Raw genomic sequence first — 24,471 nt, 5'->3', positions numbered from 1 at the left:
GGGCCATCATGTCACAAGTTACTGAAAATAAAGTTATCGCTGCACCGGTGCCCATGACCCCGCTGCAGGAGTTCTGGCACTATTTCAAGCGCAATAAAGGGGCGGTGGTCGGTCTGGTGTACGTGGCGGTGATGATCATTATCGCCGTATTCGCCAACTTCCTCGCCCCGTATAACCCGGCGGATCAGTTCCGTGATTCGCTGCTGGCGCCCCCGTTCTGGCAGGAGGGCGGCAGCCTGGCGCATCTGCTCGGCACCGACGACGTGGGCCGCGATATTCTGTCTCGCCTGATGTATGGCGCGCGCCTGTCGCTGTTGGTGGGCTGCCTGGTGGTGGTCCTGTCGCTGATCCTCGGCGTGGTGCTAGGCCTGGTGGCGGGCTATTTCGGCGGGGTGGTGGACTCGATCATCATGCGCGTCGTCGATATTATGCTGGCGCTGCCGAGTCTGCTGCTGGCGCTGGTGCTGGTGGCTATCTTCGGCCCCTCCATCGTCAACGCCTCGCTGGCGCTCACCTTCGTGGCGCTCCCGCACTATGTGCGTCTGACGCGCGCGGCGGTGCTGGTGGAGGTCAACCGCGACTACGTGACCGCCTCCCGCGTGGCGGGCGCCGGGGCGATGCGCCAGATGTTCGTCAATATTCTGCCTAACTGTCTCGCGCCGCTGATCGTTCAGGCGTCGCTGGGCTTCTCTAACGCCATTCTCGACATGGCCGCGCTGGGGTTCCTCGGCATGGGCGCGCAGCCGCCGACGCCGGAGTGGGGCACCATGCTCTCCGACGTATTGCAGTTCGCACAGAGCGCCTGGTGGGTGGTGACCTTCCCGGGCGTGGCGATCCTGCTGACGGTGCTGGCATTTAACCTGATGGGTGACGGTCTGCGTGACGCGCTCGATCCCAAACTGAAGCAGTAAGAGGTTCGAGATGGCGTTATTGAATGTAGATAAATTATCGGTGCATTTCGGCGATGAAAACGCGCCGTTCCGCGCCGTGGACCGCATCAGCTATAGCGTGAAGCAGGGCGAAGTGGTCGGCATCGTCGGGGAGTCTGGATCCGGTAAATCCGTCAGCTCGCTGGCGATTATGGGCCTGATTGATTACCCCGGCCGGGTGATGGCGGACAAACTGGAGTTTAACGGCCGCGATCTGCAGCGCATCTCTGAAAAAGAGCGGCGCCAGCTGGTGGGGGCGGAGGTGGCGATGATCTTCCAGGATCCGATGACCAGCCTCAATCCGTGCTATACCGTCGGCTACCAGATTATGGAAGCGATTAAAGTCCATCAGGGCGGCAATAAGCAAACCCGCCGCAAGCGGGCCATCGACCTGCTGAACCTGGTGGGCATTCCCGATCCGGCGTCGCGGCTGGACGTCTATCCGCATCAGCTTTCCGGCGGGATGAGCCAGCGCGTGATGATCGCGATGGCTATCGCCTGTCGGCCAAAACTGCTGATTGCCGATGAACCGACCACCGCGCTGGACGTGACCATTCAGGCGCAGATCATCGAGCTGCTGCTGGATCTGCAGCAGCAGGAGAATATGGCGCTGGTGCTGATCACCCACGACCTGGCGCTGGTGGCCGAGGCCGCGCATAAAATTATCGTTATGTATGCCGGTCAGGTGGTGGAGACTGGCGATGCGAAGGATATTTTCCGCGCGCCGCGCCATCCATACACCCAGGCGCTGCTGCGCGCGCTGCCGGAGTTCGCCCAGGATAAAGCGCGTCTGGCGTCGCTGCCGGGCGTGGTGCCGGGGAAATATGACCGTCCCAACGGCTGCCTGCTGAACCCGCGCTGCCCCTATGCTACGGATAAATGTCGTAGTGAAGAGCCGGCGCTCGCGGATCTCACTGGCGGCCGCCAGTCTAAATGTCACTACCCACTCGATGATGCCGGGAGGCCTGGATTATGAGTACGCAAAAGGCCGCCACGCCACAACCGCTGTTGCAGGCCATTGATCTGAAAAAACACTACCCGGTGAAGAAGGGGTTATTCGCCCCGGAACGGCTGGTGAAGGCGCTGGACGGCGTCTCCTTTACCCTTGAGCGCGGTAAAACGCTGGCGGTGGTGGGGGAGTCGGGCTGCGGTAAATCGACCCTCGGTCGTCTGCTGACGATGATTGAAATTCCCACCGGCGGCGAGCTCTATTATCAGGGGCAGGATCTGCTTAAGCACGACCCGCAGGCGCAGAAGCTGCGGCGGCAAAAAATCCAGATTGTGTTCCAGAACCCCTACGGTTCTCTGAACCCGCGTAAAAAAGTGGGGCAGATTCTGGAAGAGCCGCTGCTGATTAACAGCAGCCTGAGCAAAGAGCAGCGCCGCGAAAAAGCGCTGGCGATGATGGCGAAAGTGGGCCTGAAAACAGAGCATTACGATCGCTATCCGCATATGTTCTCCGGCGGTCAGCGCCAGCGTATCGCCATTGCCCGCGGGCTGATGCTCGATCCGGACGTGGTGATTGCCGATGAGCCGGTCTCCGCGCTGGACGTTTCGGTACGCGCTCAGGTGCTGAACCTGATGATGGATCTGCAGCAGGATTTAGGACTGTCCTACGTGTTTATCTCCCACGACCTGTCGGTCGTCGAGCATATCGCTGATGAAGTGATGGTGATGTATCTCGGCCGCTGCGTGGAGAAGGGCACCAAGGAGCAGATCTTTAACAATCCGCGTCATCCATACACCCAGGCGCTGTTGTCGGCGACGCCGCGTCTGAACCCGGACGACCGTCGCGAGCGGATTAAGCTGACCGGCGAGCTGCCGAGCCCGCTGAATCCGCCGCCGGGCTGCGCCTTCAACGCGCGCTGCCGCCGGCGCTTCGGCCCCTGCACCCAGCTTCAGCCGCAGCTGAAGGATTACGGCGGCCAGCTGGTGGCCTGCTTTGCCGTCGACCAGGATGAGAATCCGCAAAAGCCCCACGCCTGATGGCACGCTCCCGGTCCGATGACCGGGAGCTTCTCTCCCGCCGGAGATGAAATCCGACGATATCGCCTTTTATCGCAGTGAATGCCACGCTCTCGGAGCATTCTTCGTCGATTATCCGAAAAAATAAGACTTTCAGTCCATTTTTATAGAATTAAAGAGAAATTAAAATGGTTCAGGTTTATTCTTTCGCTTATCTGACGCTATGATTCTATCATCGCGAAATACCTTTATATAAAAACGAATGGGAAGCGCGGTGGTTGCGGGGCTTGAGGATGTACGCATACCTAAAAAATGGGGCTATTCTTCTCAAAGGGAAATGTTAGTGTAGCGATACTTCTGCCGTGGAATCACACCGAAAATCAAAATCTAAACTATTATAACCCTGTCAATCGTGTGTATTGGTACGTCTCCAACGGCGCTTTTTCTGCCATACCAGAGACGTCACGATATTTTAAATATACCCAGAAAATAACAACAAACTTAATATGAAATTTTTAAAATCATGAGGTTATCAATGAACCATTATGATGATCTGCAGCGCTTTCAGGAAAAAACGCGGACGCAAAACCTCAAATTTCAGGATCTTTCATCGCAAGCCGCCACGCGGGAGCATGGAGACTGGGCGATCCTCAATCAGCTGAATCCCGGCGCAGAGAAACCCTCGTCCCTGGCGCTGGGAGGCTCGGTCTCCGCGCCGTTGCCGCAGTCGGTGCCTGCGGATCTGTTCCGCCAGGTAGAGGCGGCCGTAGCAGCGGCGCCAGCCTCTGATCCTGTTGCGTCTGCCGCGCCGGCCGCGCCAGCGGCCCCGCAGCCGGTCGTGGAGACCGCCGCAGCCGCGCCGGAGCCGGTCAGGCAGGAGCCTGCGGTGGCCCCTGCGCCTCCCATCCCGGCGCCTGAACCGGCAATGGCTCCGCCGCCGAGAATGGCCCCCCGACCCGCGCCTGCCGCCGAGAACTATGCCCACCTGTTCGCGGCGAAAAGCGCAGAGCCGGTGACGAAAAATAAAGACCAGCCTTTGAAATCACTTCTGGAAAGGATCGCAACATGCCGTTGATTTGCGTCTGTTCACCGAAAGGTGGCGTAGGGAAAACGACCCTGGCGGCCAATTTAGCCTATGCGCTGGCGCGGACCGGCAGCAAAGTTCTGGCGCTGGATTTTGACGTCCAGAACGCCCTGCGTTTGCATTTTGGCGTACCGCTGAACGATGAGCGCGGCTACGTGGCGAAGGCGCTGGAAATGCACGACTGGAGCCAGTGCGTGCTGAGCGCCGGCAGCAATATTTTCGTCCTGCCGTATGGCGAAGTGAGCGAAGCGCAGCGTCAGGCGTTTGATGAGCAACTGACTCACAACGACCATTTTCTCCAGCGCGGTCTCTCCGCGCTGCTGAATTATCCCGGGCTGATCACCATCGCCGATATGCCGCCAGGGCCTTCGCCGGCGCTAAAGGCGCTGACGGGTCTGGCGGACCTGCATCTGATCCCGCTGCTGGCGGATACCGCCTCGATGTCGACCCTGGCGCACGTGGAAAAACAGCGCCTGACCGGCGCGGCGCTGAATCACAAGCATGGGCACTATTTCGTCATTAACCAAAGCGATAGCCGTCGCCAGGTCAGCCGGGACGTCACCAGCCTGATGGAAGAAAAACTGGGCGAACGACTGCTTGGCATTGTCCATCGTGATGAAAGCGTGGTGGAGGCCAATGCGTCGCAGAAGTCGATTCTGGACTTTAACGCCTCCTCGGCAGCGGCCTTCGATATTGAAATTATTGCTAAAAAAATATCTTCGCTGTTGGGTATCCATATTGGCGATGGCACGGTGCACAGCCAGCCACGCATGTCAGGGCTTTAACTTATTGCAGGGCTGCTGAATGAAAAAATCTCTTTTTTGGTTGCTGGCGCTGGTGCTCTCTCCGGTCGCCGTGCTGGTAGTGATCACGCCGATGGACAGCCAGAAGCAGTACATCTTTGGTCTGCTGAGCATTGGTATTCTGTTTCTGATGGGTTTCAGCAAACGGCGCAGCATCTCGGTGATTATGGTCGTCGCTTCGCTGCTGATGTCCACCCGTTACATGTATTTTCGCCTCACGCAGACCCTGCACTTCAACTCAGCCATTGAAACCATTCTCGGCATGGGGCTCTTTCTGGCGGAAGTCTATATCTGGGTGATGCTGCTGCTTAACTATCTGCAGACGGTCTGGCCGCTGAAGCGCGGCATTGTTCCGCTGCCGGATGATATGAGCAAGTGGCCGACGGTCGATATCTATATTCCGAGCTATAACGAACCGCTGGAGGTGGTGCGTGACACCGTCCTCGCGGCACAATGTATTGATTATCCGAAAGATAAAATGAAAATCTATCTTCTGGATGACGGTAAGCGCAGCGAGTTTGCCGTGTTCGCCGCCGACGTCGGGGTGGGCTATATCACCCGCAACGACAACAAGCACGCCAAAGCGGGGAACCTCAACCACGCGCTGACCCTGACCCAGGGAGAGCTTATCTGCGTCTTCGACTGCGACCACGTCGCCACGCGTGTGTTTCTGCAGGCCACCGTCGGCGGCTTTCTGAAAGATCCGATGCTGGCGCTGGTGCAGACGCCGCACTACTTCTATTCCCCGGATCCTTTCGAGCGCAACCTCTCCGTCGGGCGCAATATCCCGAACGAAGGCATGCTGTTCTATGGCCCGATTCAGCAGGGTAACGATAACTGGAACGCCACCTTTTTCTGCGGCTCCTGCGCGGTGATCCGCCGCGAGGCGCTGGCGCAGATCGGCGGTTTCGCCGTCGAAACGGTCACCGAGGACGCCCATACGGCGCTCAAGTTCCAGCGCCTTGGGTGGAAATCGGCCTTTCTCGATATTCCGCTGGCGGCTGGCCTCGCCACCGAGCGCCTGGTGGTGCACGTTATCCAGCGTACCCGCTGGGCGCGCGGGATGACGCAGATTTTTCGCGTTGATAACCCGCTGTTTGGCCGCGGGCTGACCTTCCAGCAGCGCTTGTGCTATCTCAGCGCCATGCTCTACTACCAGTTCGCGCTTCCGAGGGTGGTGTTTGTCACCGCCCCGCTGGCTTACCTGCTGTTTAACCTCAATATTATTTACTCATCAGCGAGCCTGATCGTCTCTTATGCGCTGCCGCACCTGTTTCTCGCCATCTACGTCGGTTCGCGAATGAACGGCCGTTATCGCTACAGCTTCTGGGGGGAAATCTACGATATTGTGCTGGCTTTCCACCTGGTGCTGCCGACCCTGGTGACGATGATTTTCCCCAAGCGTGGCAAATTCAACGTCACCGATAAGGGCGGCCTGCTGGACGTCGGCTACTTCGATTTCACCGTGGTGCGCCCGCATCTGGTGGTGGCCTGCCTGCTGGCGCTGGGGGTGATCGTCGGCATCGTCCGGGCGATTGGCCATGACTACTTTGGCTCGGACCCCAACGTTATCGCCCTCAACGTCGGATGGGGGATCTACAGTCTGATCTTCCTGTTGGCGGCGATTGCCGTAGCGCGCGAAACGCGGCAGGTGCGCAAAACCATTCGTATCGATGTCGATATTCCGGTGGTGATCCATTACGCCAGCGGCATCGTTTCCCGCAGCCATACCGAGGATCTGTCGATGGGCGGCTGCCGCGTGGTGGCGCCAGATACGCGCCATCTGGAGGATGATATCGAAGAGATTGAGCTGATCCTGCAGTCCGGGGCTATTTCGATCCCGGCGCAGTTGGTCACCTCTGACGAGCGCTTCCTGCGCCTCAAGTTTGATGAAGATATTCCGCTTTCGCGCCGCCGTGAACTGGTGCGCGTGGTGCTGGCCCGCGCGGATGCCTGGATTAATCCGCCGCGCCCGCAGGATAACCCGTTCCGCTCCTTCTTCACCATTTTACGCTGCGTGTTTGAACTGTTCTGGCTGACGTGGAAAACCCGTCGCAGCCAGCGCAATCGGGCAACAGTGGCGAAAACGGCGCAGGAGGATGGCACGTTATGAAGCGATTAACGACGCTGGCGCTGCTGGCAGGGATGCTCTCTGCGCCTGCGCTGCACAGTGAAGAACCGGGCGCCGCCGCCCCGCTGAGCTTCCCGCAGCTCAACGGCGCGGCGGACAGCGAGCCAGGCGACGAACCCCCGGCTGCCTCGCCGGAGGAGGGCGCCTCTCCGGCAGCCCCCGCCACCGACGGCGATGCGGCGGCGACGGCCCCTGCGCCGGAGATGCCGGACTTACCCCCGCCGGTGAGCGGTACGGCCGCGCCGGAGGTCATTCCTGTCGCCCCGGTCTGGGGAGGCGACCTGAATCTGGCGCAGATGGGGATGCCGGACGGCATTATCCTCAGCGGCGGTCAGCGGCAGGGGGGCGTCAGCTTTACCCTGCCTTCCGATCAGGTGGTGATCCATTCGCAGCTCAGCCTTGCCGTTCGCGTATCGCCGGAAATGGCGAGCCGCAACGCCACCCTGCAGCTGATGCTCAACGGTCAACCGCTCGGCACCCTGCCGCTGGGCGCCGATGGCGAGGATGTCTCCCATTATCAGCTGGATATCCCGCCCGCGCTGATGGTCTCCAGCAATAATCTGAGCGTGAAGATCAACGATGGCGATACCCTGCAGTGCCAGCGTGACATTCATGATTCGTCGCGGGTCACGGTGCTGCCCACGTCGCATTTCAGCTGGGAAAGCCAGCAGTTGAACATCAGCGACGATCTGAGCCACTTCCCGCGTCCCTTCTTCGACAGCATGCAGATGACGCCGGCGGACATCGCCGTTTCCTATGGAGCGAAGCCGTCGGCCGACGTCTTCAGCGCCGCGGCGCTGGTCTCCTCCTGGCTGGGTATCCAGGCGGACTATCGCGGCATCGCCTTCAGCGCGCTGCGCGACCGCCTGCCGGAACGCCATGGCATCGTGATTGGCCATCCGGGCGAGCAGGTGGGCGGTATGACGCTGCCGGAAACCGATAAGCCGCTGCTGCGCATCATCGCCAATCCCGCCAATCCGGCCTATAAGCTGCTGTTGATCGTCGGCAAAAACGATACCGCGCTGCGCATGGCAGCCTGGCGGTTAACCCGCGGCAACTTTGCGCCGCAAACCGCGACGCTGGATGTCGAACCGCAGACCATCCCGGTTGGCAAAGCGTATGATGCCCCGCGCTGGATCCCCACCGATCGTCCGGTCAGGCTCAGCGAACTGCTGCGTAAGGATCAAAGCCCGACCGTCAGCGGCGTCTGGCATGAACCTTTACGTATCGCCTTCCGCGCCGCCCCGGACCTCTATCTGTGGGATGGCGAGACGATCCCGCTGCAGGTTGGCTACCGCTTCCCGTCGGAAAACTGGATCAATGAGGATAAGTCCCTGCTGAGCGTCACGCTCAATGGCACCTTCCTCAACAACCTGCCGATGAACAAGCAGGGGCCGCTGGAGAAAGTCTGGCGCCACCTCGGCGGCGATGCGCGCCAGGAGCGCTTTACCATCCCGCTGGCCCCCTATCTGATCTACGGCGATAACCAGCTGTCGATGTACTTCAATGTGGTGCCGAAGGACGATGTTCCGTGCCAGGTGCTGCTGAATAACAATATCAAGAGCCGCATCACTGACGACTCCTGGATTGATTTGAGCAAGACGCGACACTTCTCGCTGCTGCCAAACCTCTCCTATTTCGTCGGCGCCTCGTTCCCCTTCTCGCGGCTGGCGGACTATTCGCAAACGACGCTCCTGCTGCCGGCGGAACCGTCTGAGACCCAGGTGGCGACCCTGCTGAATCTGGCCGCGCGCTCCGGGAACGCGACCGGCACCGCGCTGGCGAATAACCGCGTCGTTCTCGGGATGCCCACCGGCGGCGGGGATTTGCAGTCGCTGCGCGAACGTGACGTGCTGGCGGTCACCGCTCTCGATCAGCAGGCCTTCAACCAGAGCCTGCTGGCCGATTCACCCTACCGCCCGGTGGATAATGTGCTGAGCGTCCGCGAGCCCGGTCTGTGGCAAAAAGCGCAGCGCCGGCTCACCGGCGACTGGACCTCCGCCAGCCTCGACGCCGATCGCTACTTCTCGTCCAGCAGCGCCTGGCGCGGGTTTATCAGCTATCGTTCGCCGTGGAACCCCGCCCGGCTGGTGGTGGTGGCGATGGCCAGCAATGATGATCAGCTGGCGCGACTGAAAAACGATCTGGACTCGCCGCGCATCAACGCCGGGATCCGTGGCGATACCGCGGTGATCACCAGCGATAACGGGGTGCGCAGTTTCCAGGTGAGTACGCCGTTCCCCAGCGGTCAGATGCCGTGGTACATGATGGCGGTCTGGTATGCCAGCCAGCACTCCGGTTTCCTCGCCCTGCTGGGGCTGATTGCCACCTCGATAATGGGACTGGCGCTGACCGCGATGTTTAAACGTCACGCCCGTAAGCGTCTGGGTTCGGGGGATAACCAATGAAAAGAAAGATAACGATAACGATGAAAAGCTCCCGGCGGCTCACCACATTCTGCCTCACCGGCGCCCTGGCTCTCGGCGCCTCTGGCGGCGCGCTGGCGGCGGGTAACGACGCGGCGCTGCAGGCGCTGTTCGCCCAGGCCAACTATTGGCATGAGAAATCCCACGACGAGCTGGCGATGGAGTCCCTGCAGAAGGTGCTCTCGGTGGATGCCAACAACACCCAGGCGCTGTATCTGATGGCGCTCTGGTCGCAGCAGGGCGGCGATATGCAGGCGGCGGCGCAGTGGCGCGCGCGGCTGGCGAAAGCGGCGCCGGATAGCCCGGGTCTGCAGGATCTGGACAACGCCAAAAAAATGTCGCAGGTGCCGCAGGGCCAGCTCAGCCTGGCCCGCCAGCAGGCGCGCGGCGGCAATATCCCCGGGGCGCTGGCGACCTGGCGCAGCATGTTCAATGGCAATACGCCGCCCGCCGGGCTGGCGGCGGAATATTACCTGACCATGGCCAGCGACAAATCGCTTTATCCGCAGGCCATCAGCGAACTGCGGCAGTACGTGGCGCAGCATCCGCAGGAGAACGCTCCGCGGGTGGCGCTGGGCAAAGCGTTAACCTGGCGGGAAGAGACCCGTCGGGAAGGGATCGCCCTGCTCGAGCCGATGGCCAGCGGCAATAAAGAGGCGGACAGCGGCTTGCGTCAGGCCTTGCTCTGGCTGGGCCCGCAGGCCGGGGATGAGCAGTATTACGATACCTGGATGCAGCGGCATCCGCAGGATAGCGAAGTTCAGAACTACTTTCGTGAACGGCGCAGCGGTCAGGCGCGCGGTCAGGGCTACGCCAATCTCAACAGCGGCAATACCGCTGCCGCGAAACAGCAGTTTGAAGAGGTATTGCAGACCAACCCGCAGGATGCCGATGCGCTGGCGGGCATGGGCTATATCGCCCAGCGCAGCGGCGACTACCAGGCCGCGTCACAATATCTGAGCCGGGCGGCCGATCTCGGCGGCGACGCCTCGGCGACCCGCCGTCAGCAGGCGGCCGATACCCTGTTCTATGGCCAGCTGGCGCAGGCCCAGCAGGCCTATAAGCAGGGCAATATCAGCCAGGCGCTGGCGCTCTCCGCGCCGCTGGCGCAGCAGAGCGGGGCGCGGGGCGCCTCGGCGAAGCTGTTTCGCGCCGATGTGCTGCGGCATAACAAAGATTTACCCCAGGCCGAGCAAACGCTGCGCTCACTGTTAAACGACGATCCGCAGAATGCGGCGGCGCGGGAAAACCTCTACTACGTGCTGCGCGAGCAGAATAAATCCGCCGAGGCGCAGGCGATGCTGCAGACGCTGCCGCAGAGTCTGCAGCAAAAACTGCAGCCGCGAGTGGTGGCCGGCGTCCCGGGCGACGCCCTGCGCCGTCAGGCCCAGGCGCAGGTCAGCAGCGGTAACCCAGCCGGCGCCATTGCCACCCTGCGCCAGGGCGTCGCCCGCTATCCGGACGATCCCTGGCTGCGTCTCGATCTGGCCCGACTGCTGCAAAAATCGGGTAACGCCAGCGAGGCCTCTTCGCTGATGTCGGCGGCCTATCGCCCCGGCGCCAGCAGCAGCGCGCTGTATGCCGCCGCGCTGTTCGCCAGCGAAAACGGCGCCTGGCAGCAGGCGCAGACGCTGCTGTCGCGCATTCCCGGCGGCAGCCAGACCAGCGACATGCGCGATTTACGTCAGCGGGTGAACTACAACCTGCAGCTGGTGACGGCCGAAAACTACCTGGCGCAGGGCAATACCATCGCCGCCAGCAATACCCTGCGGGCGATGGCCTCTACGCCGCCGAAAGCCCCGGCGGACGCCGGCAAGCTGGCGCGGCTGCTGGCCGAGAGCGGCGACCTGACCACCGCGGTATCGCTGGTGCGCAACAATATCAGCGGCGGGGTGTCCGGCAACGCCGGCGATTACGCCGATCAGATCGCCGTCCTGAACCAGGCCGGGCTGACCGGCGAGGCGCAGAACCTGATCAGCAATCCGCAGCTGCAGGCCAGCAGTACGCCGACGCAGCTGGCGAGCATTCGCAATGGCTATGTGATCAATGAGGCCGATCGCCTGCGCGAGCAGGGCAATTACGCCGCGGCGTATGACAAGCTGATCCGCGCCATGCAAAGCGATCCGCAAAACACCGATCTGATGTTCGCCATGGCGCGGCTGTACCAGAGCGGCAAAATGAACAAAGAGGCCGGGGTGGTCTATGACTACCTGATGACGCGCGATACGCCGAACCAGGATGCGCGCGCCGGGGCCATCGACGTGGCGCTGTCGGCGGGGAACAACGATCGCGCTGAACAGCTGGCCGGCGGCTTGCGTCAGGATAACTCCCCGGATCGCCTGCTGCTGCTGGCGAGAGTGGCGGAGGCCCAGGGTCATCATCAGCAGGCGATGACCTACCTGCGCAGCGCCCGCGGCAAACTGCTGGGCATGCAAAGCACCAACAGCAGCGAAACGCCGACCGTCGGCGGGGTGCTGGCGGCGGATAACCCCTTTATCGGCGTGTCGCAAACGTCAGCGCCGACGCGGACGGCCTCCGCCTACGGCCAGTATATGCCGTGGCAGGTCGCCCAGTCGGCCGCCGCGCCCGGCTCCTCGCTGCCGGGGATCCAGCGCACCGATTTGCCGGTGGACACCGCCCAGACGCGGATGCTGCGCCAGGTGGACACCATGATGGAGTCGCTGCAGGAGAAAACCGGCAGCTGGCTGCAGGGGGGAATGGACGTGCGCGGACGCGACGGCGAATCGGGCACCAGCAAGCTGACGGAGCTCAGAACGCCGCTGACCTGGTCCTCCTCGCCGTTTGGCGACTCGCGCTTTGACTTTACCGTCACCCCGGTGTCGTTAAACGCCGGGACCGCCAGCGGCGACGCCTGGCGTCGCTACGGCGCCAACCCGCTGGCCAATGCGGTCTCCAATATGGTGAGTACCGCCACCAGCGAGCAGGCGGCGATCGCCGCGATGACCGAGGCGGAGCGGACGGCCTATTTTGCCAGCAATCCGGGCGCGGAGGCGCTAAGCGGCCTCGGCACCCTGAACGCGGCGGATTTCAATCCGACCACCAGCAGCGGGATGGAAAACCTGGCCAAGCTCGGGAGCTATGATTCGGGGCAGGTGGCCAGCTATCTCTCCTCGTCCAGCCGCAAGCCGAACGTTGACCAAACCAGCGGCTCGACCGATTCGCAGAAGGCCAACGGCGTCGAACTGGCGCTGGCGCTAAGCGGCGACGATTACCGGGTCGATATCGGCAGCACGCCGCTGGGCCAGGATCTTAATACCGTTGTCGGCGGGGTGAAATGGTCGCCCAAGCTGACCAACTATCTGTCGCTGATCCTCACCGGCGAACGCCGCTCGCTGACCGACAGCCTGCTTTCTTATGTCGGTCTGAAGGATGCCTATTCCGGGAAAAACTGGGGGCAGGTGACGAAAAACGGCGGCACCCTGCAGCTGAGCTATGACGACGGCGATGCGGGCTTCTACGTTGGCGGCGGCGGATACAGCTATCTCGGACAGAACGTCGCCAGCAACACCAGCATCAATGCCAATGCCGGGGTCTATCTGCGGCCCTATCATGACGAATACCGCCAGCTGCAGGCCGGGTTGAGCATGAGCTATATGGATTACTCCAAAAACCTCAGCTACTTCACCTATGGCCAGGGGGGCTACTTTAGTCCGCAAAACTACGTCAGCGTGTCGCTGCCGGTCAGTCTGACGGAGAAATATGATAACTGGACCATGAAGCTCGGCGGCTCGGTGGGCTACCAGTCTTACAGCCAGGATAAGAGCGCCTATTTCCCGACCAATTCGGAGTGGCAGCAAACCCTGGAGACGGCGGTAAGCAACGGGTTTGCCAAGGAAGCCTACTATTCCGCGACCTCGAAGAGCGGCATCGGCTATACCCTGCGCGCCGGGGCGGATTACAAGGTCAACAAACAGATGACGCTGGGGGGCCAGATTGGCTATGACACCTTCGGGGATTATAACGAAAGCACCGCCGGGCTCTATATTCGCTATATGTTAGGAGATCATTGATGATGACGGAGAACAATAACCCGGTGGTGATGACCTGGTTTCAGCAGCAGCAGACGCCTGCCGGATGGTTCGATCTGTTGATTATTATGGTCGAAGGTATGCTCAATAATGCCGGCGAGCTGGAGAGCCAGCCGTTCCTGCGTCAGATGGGCGCTTCGCTGGCGGAGGCCCATCCGCTGCCGGCGTCGGAGACCGTCGGGGAGCTGGAGGCGAATATCAACCGGCTGCTGACCCATTTCCACTGGGGAGTGGTGACCATCGACGTCGGCGAGGACGGCCTGCGCCTGCGCCATCAGGCGTTGCCGGTCAGCCGCGACGACGCGGGGCGCGTGCGCTGGTGCAACGCGTTCTGTGCCATACTCGAGGGGTTATATTCTCGCTGGCTGCAGAGTCAGGGAGGCAGTGCTCACGTGATATTGCAGCGTGAGCGGGTGTTCTCCGTCTCTGACGTTCAGTTTCTTTACTACCATCCATAAAGAGTGAATTTATGCCCCTGCGTGCTTTAGTGGCGGTGATAGTGACAACGGCAGTGATGCTGGTGCCCCGGGCGTGGGCGGATACGGCATGGGAGCGCTATAAGGCCCGTTTTATGATGCCGGACGGCCGTATCATTGATACCGCCAATGGCAATGTGTCGCATACGGAAGGCCAGGGCTTCGCCATGCTCCTGGCGGTGGCGAATAACGATCGCCCGGCGTTCGACAAACTGTGGCAGTGGACGGACAGTACCCTGCGCGACAAGTCTAACGGGCTGTTTTACTGGCGCTATAACCCGGTGGCGCCGGACCCGATCGCCGATAAAAACAACGCCACCGATGGCGATACCCTGATCGCCTGGGCGCTGCTGCGCGCGCAAAAGCAGTGGCAGGACAAGCGCTACGCGACGGCCTCCGATGCCATCACCGCCTCCCTGCTGAAATATACGGTGGTGACTTTCGCCGGTCGCCAGGTGATGCTCCCGGGGGTGAAGGGGTTCAACCGCAACGACCACCTGAACCTTAACCCCTCCTATTTCATCTTTCCGGCCTGGCGCGCCTTTGCGGAGCGGACGCACCTGACCGCCTGGCGGACATTGCAGAGTGACGGGCAGGCGCTGCTGGGGCAGATGGGCTGGGGGAAATCGCACCTGCCCAGCGACTGGGTGGCGCTGCGGGCGGATGGCAAGATGCTGCCGGCCAAAGAGTGGCCGCCGCGGATGAGTTTCGATGCGATCCGTATCCCGCTGTATATCTCGTGGGTCGATCCGCATAGCGCCTTGCTCGCGCCGTGGAAAGCCTGGATGCAGAGTTACCCGCGTCTGCAAACCCCGGCGTGGATCAACGTTAGCACTAATGAGGTCGCCCCGTGGAATATGGCCGGCGGCCTGCTGGCGGTGCGTGATTTAACGCTTGGCGAACCGCAGGAAGCGCCGCAGATTGACGACAAGGATGATTATTACTCCGCCAGCCTCAAGCTGCTGGTCTGGCTGGCGAAACAGGATCAGCGCTAGCGCGGTGATGGCTTTGCAGGCCTCTCAGCCCGTATGCCTGCGGGCTGAGAGGGAAGAGCAGGAACGTCTCACGATGTCAGGCCGCCAGCATAGGCGGCCTTGTCGCTTATTGCGGATAAGGCACCCAGCTTCCGCCATTCAGCTGGACATACGGCTTGCCCTGATACTGGATAACGATGGCGTTGGCGTTTTCGGACACCGCCGCGCTCTGCGGCAGGTTGGCGACATACTGCTGCCAGTTGACGCTCTCTTCGCTGAACATTTTGCCGTCGAGGGCGCGCACCACCAGCTCCGACACCGCCAGGTAGCTGCTGGGCTGATCGATGATAATCGGCGCTCCTTCATGCGGCGCCTTCATGCCGAAGAATTTCACCGCCGTCGGGACGTTAGTGATCGACGGGCTCGGGATATCCCGCAGGCCAGACACCTGCATCTTATCGCCCTTCAGCGCGCCGCCGTGTTCCGGCACCACCACCACCATCACCTTCCGCCCCGATTTTTCCAGCTCGGTGAAGAAGTTATCCAGGTCGTCAAACAGCTTTTGCGCGCGCACTTTGTAGTCCGCGGTTTTGCTTTGTCCCGGGAAGTGGTTGCCGTCATGCAGCGGCAGGGTGTTATAGAAGGTGGCGCTCCGCGGATTGCTGCTGGCCTCTTCGGTCTTCAGCCAGCGGTTGAGGACCGCCAGATCCTCGTACACCGGCGAGCCGTCAAACGCCTGCAGGCTGACCGGCAGACCGCTCTGGTCCATCAGCGGGCTCTGCATGCCGCCCAGCGAACGCAGCTCTTTCAGGAAGTCGCCGAACAGGCCGTTGTGGCCGAGCATCAGCTGCTGGTTGAAGCCGAGTTTCGCCAGGTTTTCAAACAGGTAGCAATCGGCGCCGGACGGCTGATACAGGTTGGTATGCGACAGCTGGCCGCAGCTGGCGCGCAGCAGGCGCACCGCCGCCGGTCCGCTGTAGGAGGTCGCGGAGTTAAAGTTTTTGAAGACGATATCGAAATGCTTCCACAGCGGGTGGTCCATCAGCCCGGCGGCTTCAATATCCGACCAGGAGAGCGAGCAGATATTGATCACCAGCAGGTCAAACGGCTGCGCATCCGCCGGCAGCTGGTCCGGGAACGGCGTCTTGCGCTTCTGCTCGGCGGCATAGAAACCGTTCAGCCAGTTGGTGAGATTGGCCGAGGTCGGCGGCTCGGTCTGCGGCGGAATATCGCTGCTGGCCGGGCTGGCCGGGCTGGACGCGGCGCCAGCGGCGGCGTTGGTCCCGACGTTGGCCGGCGCGGTGGCGGCGGCGGTGGTGGGCTGACCGGCAGGCCAAATGGTAAAGGCCGGCAGCAACGGGCTGACCGCCTGCCAGACGACCATCGCGGAGACAAACACGGTAACGCGCAGCCACTGGCTGATAAACAGCCATAGCACCAGTAAAACAAAGAAGGCGCCGACCATGCTCCAGTTGATAAAGCGGACAATCAGATCCCAGATATAGCTGGCGCTAAAGCCGGCGATTTGCGAGCCCTGGCTAAGAAGCGTCTCCGGCCCGGGCAGCCAGGTATCATGCCAGAACAGCGCGAAGCCGAGCGGAATGGCGATCCAGTGGCGGATGCGGTGCAGCTTTTCACGCGGGATCGGCACCAGCAGAAAGGCGAGAAACACCAGGTTCAGCATCGGGTGGAAATTGAGATACCCGGCCCACAGCAGGGCAAACTTGACCAGAAAGTATAAGTTCCAGCCGCCAAGGCCGCGCCAGTACTGCCAGAGCGGAAGCGGTGCCGCGGTCGTTTTTTTATTTGTCATTTATTCGCTTTGCCTTGCTTAACCGTTGTTCCCCGGCGTAATACCCCTGCCGGTTTCACGTAACGGGGTTTAAAGAACATCAATCTTAACGTCGTGCGGATCCGGCGCTGATAGTGGCGCGTCAGGTAGCCCAGCGGAAAAAACAGCAGGGCGCAGAGCACCACCAGTTGCAGAATATCGGCGATAGACATCATCAGGCTTGCTCCTCACGGGTGGTTAACCGGTGTGGTTCGGGATAGCGTCGCCAGTGGCGTCCATCGTGGGTGGCGTTGATGGTTTCGTTTTTACCGACCGAGAGGGGCAGCGGCGTGTTCCAGCGCGCCGGCTCGACGCCGCGCATGATCACGATTTCCGAGAGGATCTGTTTGTCTTCAAACCACACCATACGGTTAGAAAAAATATCGCCGGTCGGCAGCGGGAAAATATGATTTAGCGCGGTGTCGAGGTCATTGATTCGGCAAAATGACAAGAACAGCACCAGCCGGTTATTGCCGATGGTCATGATGTCGCCCATCCGGTTGGGTTTGCATAACGTCAGCGCCTGCTCGACGCGCAGCCCCGGCGCCGGGCGCAGGGCCACCATCACGCCTTTGCTGTCGGCCGGCAGCAGGGTATTGGTCATCACGTTGTGCACCGCTTCGCAAAAGGCGTCCCATTTCTGATAGCCCCGCAGCTTTAACGGCTGGCTCCAGGTGAGCAGGGTGGCAAAATCTTCCGGGATACGCCGGGAGAACTTTTGGTTCTGTACGCTTTCAATCAGCGTCAGGCAGCGGGAAAGCGACGCGCTGTTGGGGATCACCAGGCTGGCGCCGCTGCTGAGCAGCAGCCGCTCATCGGTCGCGCGCAGGCTGGGGGTTTGTTCGCGGACAATAATTTTCAGCGCGGTGCCGCGCTGACGACGCAGGGTATGAATATAGCGCCCCAGCTGTTCAATTTGCGTATTCTGGGTAATGGAGAAGAGGATCGTCGCCGCCTGCGCAGTGCGCCCGGCGTTGAAGACCTCGTCATTGGTATCGAACAGGGTCCAGTATTCCGAGAGCGGCGGGGCGCCTTCGAGGACGCGCACATGGCTGAGGATCGCTTTTTCGTCGCTACGCGGCTGCACGCTGGTTTCAGCATCCTGCGCTAATCGCCAGCCGGCGTCGTCGTGTTGCACCATCAGCTGCTGCTGGGCGCTGATGCCTTTATCGCTTCCCCACCAGGCAATATCAAAAAGATGGCGGTCGCCCTGGTAGCGAATACTTGCCAGACCGGAAAGGGATCGGTACGCGCGTAATAACGGGGTGAGCTGCCGATCGATATCCTGGGCGGGATTGATCGCTAAGAACGTGCAGCGATGATATTGCGCCCAGCGACTGGTTTTTTCCACCCAGGCGCATAACTTTTCATTATTTATATTTTGCCAGGCATTTTCAGCGCATAGCAGAATAAACAAATAATTGCCAGGCTCGAGGGAGCAGACTAAATCACGATGTATTTCTTCCAGCGCCTCCGGGCGATTCGGCAGGGTAAACAGCGCGATATTATTCGGGCCATGAATGCTATCTAATGAAATGATATCATCAGGTTTATCACCCATGACCAGCACGGCAACTTTGCTGTTTTTCGCCTGCGCGGCCAGCGTCTGATTAACCAGACTGACGGCATCGGCATAACGGTCAACGTTGAGCCACCATACCCCGCCGACCGGCATATGGCACACTTCATCCCATAATGATGAAATACCCAAAGTAAATACACTATCCACGGCATCCCTCGTGCGCCCTGATTCACACTGGATAAGTTTACTAGCGAAACTGACAGAGTAAACCTAACATTGAAATTAAAGGTCATCAGTTTTAGCATGTACACCTGCTTTTTAAGGAAGCGCTGTATACGTCCTCTGGTTTAATAATAAATTTCGAACGGACAGAGATATGCCAGCAAAAGATCCTGTCGTACCCACGGACGCCACGCTGGGGTACACCTTTCAAAATGATTTTTTGGCGCTAAGCCGGGCATTTTCCCTGCCGGATATTGATTATCATGATATTTCGAGGCGTGAACAGCTGAACGCAGCGCTGAAGCGCTGGCCGCTGCTGGCAGAGTTTGCAGAGAAAAAATAAGGAAGCCGGAGATGGCTATTCTGGGATTACAGGGCGTGCGCGGGGGAACTGGCGTCACGTCCATTACGGCTGCACTCGCCTGGGCGCTGCAATTGCTCGGTGAAAGCGTGCTGGCGATCGACGCCAGCCCGGATAATATGCTGCGCTTTTTTTTCAACACCGATATCCATCATCAGGACGGCTGGGCCCGGTCGCTGCTTGACGGCCGTGACTGGCGCGACGCGGGTCTGCGCTATACGCAACATATCGATCTGCTGCCGTTTGGCCAGCTCAGCGCGGGCGAAAGAGAAAACGTCGACCAGCTGCTGCCCACCCTGGGAGCGATGACGGAAGCGGTACAGCAGCTGCAGGGCCAGTACCGCTGGCTGCTGCTGGATCTGCCGGCGGGCTATTCGCCGTTGACCCGCGAGCTGCTGACGCTCTGCGACCGCTCGCTGGTGGTGGTCCATCCCGACGCCAACAGCCATATCCGTTTGCACCAGCAGCCCTTTCCGGCCAACAGCGATATTCTGATTAACGATCTGCGGGTCGGCAGCCAGCTGCAGGAAGATCTCTACCAGCTGTGGCTCGAGAGCCAGCCGCGGATCCTGCCGGTGACCATTCACCGCGACGAGGCGATGGCCGAGTGCCTGGCGGCGAAACAGCCCCTTGGGGAGTATCGCCAGGACTCTCTGGCGGCGGAAGAGGTGCTGACCCTGGCGAACTGGTGCCTGATCCACTATGCCGGCGGGAGGCCGGTATGATCCGCCTCAGCACGCTGCTGTTGGCCCCGCCGGTGGGGGAACGGCTGCGCGCGCGCTATGACGATTACCGGCAGCATGGCGCCTCCTGGCTGTCGGCGTCGCTTGGCTGCCTGTGGGCATCGCTGGTCTGGGCGCTCATGCCGCTGGAGACGCCGCGCTGGCAGGCGATTCTGGCGCACCATGACACCTATTTCCCCCATATTAATCCGCACCGGCCACGGCTCCTGGATCCGCTGCGCTATCTGTTGCAATCCCTGTGGCTGCTGGCGACCCGCGTGCCGGAGCCGGAGAAAAAGGTCAACTGGCGTTCGCTGGCGGCGCTGGAAGGGGTGCATGGTCGCTACGCGCAATGGATGGAGAAACTGCCTGAGCAGGTTAACGCCCGCACCCGCCATCTGGATAAACAGAAAGAGCTGGCGCACCTCAATCCTAAACTGCGCCGGGCGATCCTCGGAGTGGTGACCTGCTGCTCGCTGGTGCTGGCGCTGATGTGTATTACGCAGCCCTTTAACCCGCTGTCGCAATTTATCTTCCTGATGCTGCTGTGGGGCGTGGCGCTGCTGGTGCGGCGCATCCCCGGCCGCTTCTCGGCGCTGATGCTGATCGTGCTGTCGCTGACGGTCTCGTGCCGCTATATCTGGTGGCGCTACACCTCGACGCTGAACTGGAACGACCCGGTAAGCCTGGTGTGCGGGATTATTTTGCTGTTCGCCGAGACCTACGCCTGGGTGGTACTGGTGCTGGGCTACTTCCAGGTGGTCTGGCCGTTGAACCGCCAACCGGTGCCGCTGCCGGAGGACATGGATCTGTGGCCGACGGTGGATATCTTCGTCCCCACCTACAACGAAGATCTCAACGTGGTGAAAAACACCATCTATGCCTCGCAGGGCATCGACTGGCCGAAGGACAAGCTCAACATCTGGATCCTCGACGACGGCGGACGGGAAGCGTTTCGCCAGTTTGCCAAAGATGTCGGGGTGCACTACATCGCCCGTACCAGCCATGAGCACGCCAAGGCCGGTAACATCAACAATGCGCTGAAATACGCCAAAGGGGAGTTTGTCTCGATCTTTGACTGCGACCACGTGCCGACGCGCTCGTTTCTGCAGATGACCATGGGCTGGTTCCTGAAAGAGAAAGAGCTGGCGATGATGCAGACCCCGCACCATTTCTTCTCGCCAGACCCCTTTGAGCGCAACCTTGGCCGTTTTCGCAAAACGCCGAACGAAGGCACCCTGTTCTACGGCCTGGTGCAGGACGGGAACGATATGTGGGACGCCACCTTCTTCTGCGGCTCCTGCGCCGTGATCCGCCGCGGCCCGCTGGACGAGATTGGCGGCATTGCCGTCGAAACGGTGACCGAAGATGCCCACACCTCGCTGCGCCTGCACCGGCGCGGCTACACCTCCGCCTATATGCGTATTCCGCAGGCCGCGGGGCTGGCGACGGAGAGTTTGTCGGCGCACATTGGCCAGCGCATCCGCTGGGCGCGCGGCATGGTGCAGATTTTCCGTCTCGATAACCCGCTGTTTGGCAAGGGGCTGAAGCTGGCGCAGCGCGTCTGCTACGCCAACGCCATGCTCCACTTCCTCTCCGGTATTCCGCGCCTCATCTTCCTCACGGCGCCGCTGGCCTTTTTGCTGCTCCATGCCTATATCATTTATGCGCCGGCGCTGATGATCGCGCTGTTCGTGCTGCCGCATATGATCCACGCCAGCCTGACCAACTCGAAGATTCAGGGCAAATACCGCCATTCGTTCTGGAGTGAAATCTACGAGACGGTGCTCGCCTGGTATATCGCGCCGCCCACCTTTGTGGCGTTGATTAACCCGCATAAAGGCAAATTCAACGTCACCGCGAAGGGTGGGCTGGTGGAAGAGGAGTATGTCGACTGGGTGATCTCCCGGCCCTATATCTACCTCGTGCTGCTCAACCTGGTCGGCGTCGCGGTGGGGATCTGGCGCTTTATGTACGGCCCGGAAAACGAAATTCTCACCGTCTGGGTGAGTATTGTCTGGGTGTTTTACAACCTGATTATTCTTGGCGGCGCGGTGGCGGTCTCGGTTGAAAGCAAGCAGGTACGCCGGTCGCATCGTGTCGAAATGAGCATGCCGGCGGCCATCGCCCGCGATGACGGCCATCTGTTCTCCTGCACCGTTCACGACTATTCCGACGGCGGCCTGGGGATCAAAATTCACAGCGACGCGCAGGTGCTGGAGGGGCAGAACGCCAGGCTGCTGCTCAAACGGGGACAGCAGGAGTATGTCTTCCCGGTGCGGGTCGCGCGGGTAAACGGCAACGAAGTGGGATTGCAGCTGCTGCCGTTGACCAACCAGCAGCATATCGATTTTGTGCAGTGTACGTTTGCCCGCGCCGATACGTGGGCGCTTTGGCAGGATAGCTTCCCGGAAGATAAGCCGATGGAAAGCCTGCTGGATATCCTCAAGCTGGGATTCCGTGGTTACCGTCACCTGGCGGAGTTTTCGCCGCCGTCGGTGAAGGTCATTTTCCGCGCGCTCACCTCGCTGGTGGCATGGATAGTGTCGTTTGTACCCCGACGCCCTGAACGCGCCGCGCCGACGCTCTCCGCAGACCCGGCAATGGCTCAACAATGATGATAATGCGATGAAAAGAAAACTTTCCTGGATGTGTGCAGTAGCGGTGGGCATGTGCAGCTGGTATCCGCTGGCCTCTTACGCGGCGCCGGCCGCCGTGGTGAACCCGGCTCCTGGCGTTCAGCCGCAGGCGGCCACCCCGCCCGCGCCGGTGACGATTGGCGAGCCGACGGCGACCCTCGCCGAACCGACCGCTCCGGCGGTGGTCGCCGAGAATATCCCGCAGCGGGAGGTGAAGCTGAACTTTGCCACCATCGCGCCGCCTCCGGGCAGCATTGTGCTGCGCGGCTCACGGCCTGACGCCTCGGTCGAATTCGGCATGCGCAGCGATGAGCTGGTCGCCAACGCGCTGCTCAATCTGGAATATACCCCGTCGCCCTCGCTGCTGCCCGTGCAGTCGCAGCTGAAAGTCTATCTCAACGATGAGCTGATGGGCGTCCTGCCCGTCACCAAAGAGCAGCTGGGGAAAAAGATCCGCGCGCAGCTGCCGATTGACCCGCTGTATATCACCGACTTCAACCGCATACGGCTGGAGTTTGTCGGCCACTATCGCGATGTCTGCGAAAACCCGGCCAGCAGCACGCTGTGGCTGGACGTCGGGCGCGAAAGCTATCTGGATCTCACCTACCAGTCGCTGAAGGTGCATAACGATCTGTCGCACTTCCCGGTGCCGTTCTACGATCCGCGCGACAACCGCCCGCTGACGCTGCCGATGATTTTCCCGGGTTCGCCGGCGGTGGCCCAGCAGCAGGCGGCGGCGATTATCGCCTCATGGTTCGGCAGCAAGGCCGGCTGGCGCGGCCAGCAGTTCCCGGTCTATTTCAACGAACTGCCGGATCGTAACGCCATTGTCTTCGCCACCAACGACAAGCGTCCGGATTTCCTGCGCGATCATCCGCCGGTCAACGCGCCGACCATCGAAATGATCGACAACCCGAACGATCCTTACGTCAAGCTGCTGGTGATTTTCGGCCGCGATGATAAAGACCTGCTGCTGGCGGCGAAGGGGATTGCCCAGGGCAATATTCTGTTCCGCGGCAGCAGCGTCACCGTGGACGGCATCAAAACCCTGCAGCCGCGGCAGCCATACGATGCGCCAAACTGGGTGCGCACCGACCGCTCGGTCACCTTTGCTGAGCTGAAAACCTATGAGCAACAGCTGCAGTCCAGCGGGCTGGTGCCGGATGCCATCACCGTGGCGCTTAACCTGCCGCCGGATCTCTATCTGCTGCGGGCCAACGGCATCGATATGGATCTGAAATATCGCTACACCATGCCGCCGGTGAAGGACAGCTCGCGGATGGATATCAGCCTCAACGACCAGTTCCTGCAGTCGTTCAGCCTTAACAGCTCCCAGGACGTGAACAAACTGATCCTGCGCCTGCCGGTGCTGCAGGGGCTGCTGGACGGCAAATCGGAGGTCACCATCCCCGCGCTGCGTCTTGGGGCGGTGAACCAGCTGCGCTTTGACTTCCAGTACATGAACCCGATGCCCGGCGGCTCCATCGACAACTGTATTACCTTCCAGCCGGTGCAGAACCATGTGGTGATCGGCGACGATTCGACCATCGACTTCTCGAAGTATTATCACTTTATTGCGCTGCCGGACCTGCGCGTCTTCGCCAATGCGGGCTTCCCTTACAGCCGAATGGCTGACCTCGCCGACACCCTGGTGGTGGTGCCGAAGGCGCCGACCCAGGGCCAGGTGGCGACGCTGCTGCAGGCGCTGGGCGGCATCGGTTCGCAGACCGGCCTGGCGGCGATTAATCTGCAAATGACCGACGATGGCAACCAGATCAAGAATAAAGACGCGGATTTGCTGCTGATCGGCGCGATCCCTTCGTCTCTCAAGGACGATACCAAAATCAACCTGCTGGTCGAGGCGACCAAAAGCTGGGTGAAAATGCCGATGCGCCACTATGACCTGGCGAGCATTTATCCCGATGACGAGGCCCGCACGCCCAACACCCGCACCGACATCACCTCTTCCGGACCGATGGCGGCGGTGATTGGCTTCCAGTCGCCCTACAACGATCAGCGTAGCGTGGTGGCCCTGCTGGCCGACAGCCCGCGCGGTAATGAATTGCTGACCAACGCCCTCAACGACAGCGGTAAGCGGGCGGCGATGTTTGGCTCGGTGGCGGTGATCCGCGAATCCGGCGTCAACAGCCTGCGGGTGGGCGATGTTTACTATGTCGGCCATCTGCCCTGGTTCGAGCGCATCTGGTTCGCGCTCTCTAACCACCCGATACTGCTGGCGATCTTCGCCGCGGTCAGTATCGTGCTGCTGGCGTGGGTGCTGTGGCGCATGCTGCGCATTATCAGCCGCCGCCGCCTTAGCCTGGATGATGAATAAAC

Annotated in this window: 16 protein-coding genes and 2 pseudogenes; 15 read left to right on the top strand and 3 right to left on the bottom strand. The window is 60.9% G+C overall.

What is annotated here, in order from left to right; genetic code table 11:
• The first annotated feature begins 8 nt into the window (after positions 1–8).
• From dppC to ACLH1U_RS18105, 11 genes and pseudogenes are all read left to right on the top strand, one after another.
• Positions 9–911: a dipeptide ABC transporter permease DppC gene (dppC, locus tag ACLH1U_RS18155; protein WP_032454328.1), complete on the top strand. Its 903-nt coding sequence runs from the start codon at positions 9–11 to the stop codon at positions 909–911.
• Positions 912–921: 10 nt separating this feature from the next.
• The gene (dppD, locus tag ACLH1U_RS18150; RefSeq protein WP_411299384.1) at positions 922–1,905 is read left to right on the top strand and encodes a dipeptide ABC transporter ATP-binding protein; all 984 of its coding nucleotides are present in this window, start codon (positions 922–924) and stop codon (positions 1,903–1,905) included.
• The gene (gene dppF / locus ACLH1U_RS18145) at positions 1,902–2,915 is read left to right on the top strand and encodes a dipeptide ABC transporter ATP-binding subunit DppF (RefSeq protein ID WP_023291307.1); all 1,014 of its coding nucleotides are present in this window, start codon (positions 1,902–1,904) and stop codon (positions 2,913–2,915) included. Before dppD ends, dppF begins: the two co-directional genes overlap by 4 nt.
• 18 nt (positions 2,916–2,933) lie before the next feature.
• Positions 2,934–3,113: pseudogene (locus tag ACLH1U_RS18140) on the top strand (hypothetical protein).
• A 316-nt stretch (positions 3,114–3,429) separates the two neighbouring features.
• Positions 3,430–3,969 carry a cellulose biosynthesis protein BcsO gene (locus tag ACLH1U_RS18135; RefSeq protein ID WP_080820601.1) on the top strand — a complete coding sequence of 180 codons (540 nt, stop codon included), beginning with the start codon at positions 3,430–3,432 and terminating at the stop codon, positions 3,967–3,969.
• Position 3,970: 1 nt separating this feature from the next.
• Positions 3,971–4,763: pseudogene (locus tag ACLH1U_RS18130) on the top strand (cellulose synthase operon protein YhjQ/BcsQ).
• 19 nt (positions 4,764–4,782) lie between these two features.
• Positions 4,783–6,894 carry a UDP-forming cellulose synthase catalytic subunit gene (gene bcsA, locus ACLH1U_RS18125; protein WP_050442668.1) on the top strand — a complete coding sequence of 704 codons (2,112 nt, stop codon included), beginning with the start codon at positions 4,783–4,785 and terminating at the stop codon, positions 6,892–6,894.
• Positions 6,891–9,320 (top strand): cellulose biosynthesis cyclic di-GMP-binding regulatory protein BcsB, encoded by a 2,430-nt coding sequence (gene bcsB, locus ACLH1U_RS18120; RefSeq protein ID WP_411299383.1) that lies wholly within the window; start codon positions 6,891–6,893, stop codon positions 9,318–9,320. The genes bcsA (ACLH1U_RS18125) and bcsB (ACLH1U_RS18120) overlap by 4 nt, the downstream gene beginning before the upstream one ends.
• Positions 9,317–13,369, top strand: coding sequence for a cellulose synthase subunit BcsC-related outer membrane protein (locus tag ACLH1U_RS18115; protein ID WP_411299382.1), 4,053 nt, complete (start codon positions 9,317–9,319; stop codon positions 13,367–13,369). Before bcsB (ACLH1U_RS18120) ends, ACLH1U_RS18115 begins: the two co-directional genes overlap by 4 nt.
• Positions 13,369–13,845 (top strand): cellulose biosynthesis protein BcsD, encoded by a 477-nt coding sequence (gene bcsD / locus ACLH1U_RS18110; RefSeq protein WP_023291301.1) that lies wholly within the window; start codon positions 13,369–13,371, stop codon positions 13,843–13,845. The genes ACLH1U_RS18115 and bcsD overlap by 1 nt, the downstream gene beginning before the upstream one ends.
• 11 nt (positions 13,846–13,856) lie before the next feature.
• Positions 13,857–14,858, top strand: a complete 1,002-nt coding sequence (locus ACLH1U_RS18105) for a glycosyl hydrolase family 8 (RefSeq protein ID WP_023291300.1) — start codon at positions 13,857–13,859, stop codon at positions 14,856–14,858.
• Between the two features lie 106 nt (positions 14,859–14,964).
• Here the strand turns inward: ACLH1U_RS18105 and bcsG are convergent, their stop codons facing one another.
• From bcsG to bcsE, 3 genes are read right to left on the bottom strand one after another with little or no spacing between them, the layout of a single operon-like run.
• Entirely contained in the window at positions 14,965–16,650 is a 1,686-nt protein-coding gene (bcsG, locus tag ACLH1U_RS18100) for a cellulose biosynthesis protein BcsG (protein WP_048298548.1), read from the bottom strand.
• Positions 16,647–16,844 carry a cellulose biosynthesis protein BcsF gene (bcsF, locus tag ACLH1U_RS18095; protein ID WP_004204976.1) on the bottom strand — a complete coding sequence of 66 codons (198 nt, stop codon included), beginning with the start codon at positions 16,842–16,844 and terminating at the stop codon, positions 16,647–16,649. The genes bcsG and bcsF overlap by 4 nt, the downstream gene beginning before the upstream one ends.
• The gene (gene bcsE / locus ACLH1U_RS18090; RefSeq protein WP_032454308.1) at positions 16,844–18,397 is read right to left on the bottom strand and encodes a cellulose biosynthesis protein BcsE; all 1,554 of its coding nucleotides are present in this window, start codon (positions 18,395–18,397) and stop codon (positions 16,844–16,846) included. The genes bcsF and bcsE overlap by 1 nt, the downstream gene beginning before the upstream one ends.
• Positions 18,398–18,566: 169 nt before the next feature.
• Here bcsE and bcsR point away from each other — a divergent pair, with 169 nt between their 5' ends.
• From bcsR to bcsB (ACLH1U_RS18070), 4 genes are read left to right on the top strand one after another with little or no spacing between them, the layout of a single operon-like run.
• On the top strand, positions 18,567–18,755 hold the full coding sequence (gene bcsR, locus ACLH1U_RS18085; protein ID WP_023291297.1) for a cellulose biosynthesis protein BcsR: 189 nt from the start codon (positions 18,567–18,569) through the stop codon (positions 18,753–18,755).
• Between the two features lie 11 nt (positions 18,756–18,766).
• Positions 18,767–19,498 (top strand): cellulose biosynthesis protein BcsQ, encoded by a 732-nt coding sequence (bcsQ, locus tag ACLH1U_RS18080; protein ID WP_023291296.1) that lies wholly within the window; start codon positions 18,767–18,769, stop codon positions 19,496–19,498.
• The gene (bcsA, locus tag ACLH1U_RS18075) at positions 19,495–22,113 is read left to right on the top strand and encodes a UDP-forming cellulose synthase catalytic subunit (RefSeq protein ID WP_023291295.1); all 2,619 of its coding nucleotides are present in this window, start codon (positions 19,495–19,497) and stop codon (positions 22,111–22,113) included. Before bcsQ ends, bcsA (ACLH1U_RS18075) begins: the two co-directional genes overlap by 4 nt.
• 10 nt (positions 22,114–22,123) lie before the next feature.
• On the top strand, positions 22,124–24,469 hold the full coding sequence (gene bcsB / locus ACLH1U_RS18070; protein ID WP_101862302.1) for a cellulose biosynthesis cyclic di-GMP-binding regulatory protein BcsB: 2,346 nt from the start codon (positions 22,124–22,126) through the stop codon (positions 24,467–24,469).
• Positions 24,470–24,471 lie beyond the last annotated feature (2 nt).

Origin of the sequence: Klebsiella sp. 1SOBk5mer (assembly GCF_046603115.1) — a bacterium.
GTDB lineage: Bacteria > Pseudomonadota > Gammaproteobacteria > Enterobacterales > Enterobacteriaceae > Klebsiella > Klebsiella quasipneumoniae.
Note: the sequence above shows the minus strand (reverse complement) of the source record. Positions and strands in the feature narration are given on the sequence as shown.

Coding starts and splice junctions, on each gene's coding strand:
- bcsA (WP_023291295.1), top strand. CDS start 19,495: ATGATCCGCCTCAGCACGCTGCTGTTGGCCCCGCCGGTGGGGGAACGG.
- ACLH1U_RS18135 (WP_080820601.1), top strand. CDS start 3,430: ATGAACCATTATGATGATCTGCAGCGCTTTCAGGAAAAAACGCGGACG.
- bcsD (WP_023291301.1), top strand. CDS start 13,369: ATGATGACGGAGAACAATAACCCGGTGGTGATGACCTGGTTTCAGCAG.
- bcsA (WP_050442668.1), top strand. CDS start 4,783: ATGAAAAAATCTCTTTTTTGGTTGCTGGCGCTGGTGCTCTCTCCGGTC.
- bcsQ (WP_023291296.1), top strand. CDS start 18,767: ATGGCTATTCTGGGATTACAGGGCGTGCGCGGGGGAACTGGCGTCACG.
- ACLH1U_RS18115 (WP_411299382.1), top strand. CDS start 9,317: ATGAAAAGAAAGATAACGATAACGATGAAAAGCTCCCGGCGGCTCACC.
- bcsR (WP_023291297.1), top strand. CDS start 18,567: ATGCCAGCAAAAGATCCTGTCGTACCCACGGACGCCACGCTGGGGTAC.
- dppD (WP_411299384.1), top strand. CDS start 922: ATGGCGTTATTGAATGTAGATAAATTATCGGTGCATTTCGGCGATGAA.
- bcsG (WP_048298548.1), bottom strand. CDS start 16,650: ATGACAAATAAAAAAACGACCGCGGCACCGCTTCCGCTCTGGCAGTAC.
- ACLH1U_RS18105 (WP_023291300.1), top strand. CDS start 13,857: ATGCCCCTGCGTGCTTTAGTGGCGGTGATAGTGACAACGGCAGTGATG.
- dppC (WP_032454328.1), top strand. CDS start 9: ATGTCACAAGTTACTGAAAATAAAGTTATCGCTGCACCGGTGCCCATG.
- bcsB (WP_101862302.1), top strand. CDS start 22,124: ATGAAAAGAAAACTTTCCTGGATGTGTGCAGTAGCGGTGGGCATGTGC.
- dppF (WP_023291307.1), top strand. CDS start 1,902: ATGAGTACGCAAAAGGCCGCCACGCCACAACCGCTGTTGCAGGCCATT.
- bcsB (WP_411299383.1), top strand. CDS start 6,891: ATGAAGCGATTAACGACGCTGGCGCTGCTGGCAGGGATGCTCTCTGCG.
- bcsF (WP_004204976.1), bottom strand. CDS start 16,844: ATGATGTCTATCGCCGATATTCTGCAACTGGTGGTGCTCTGCGCCCTG.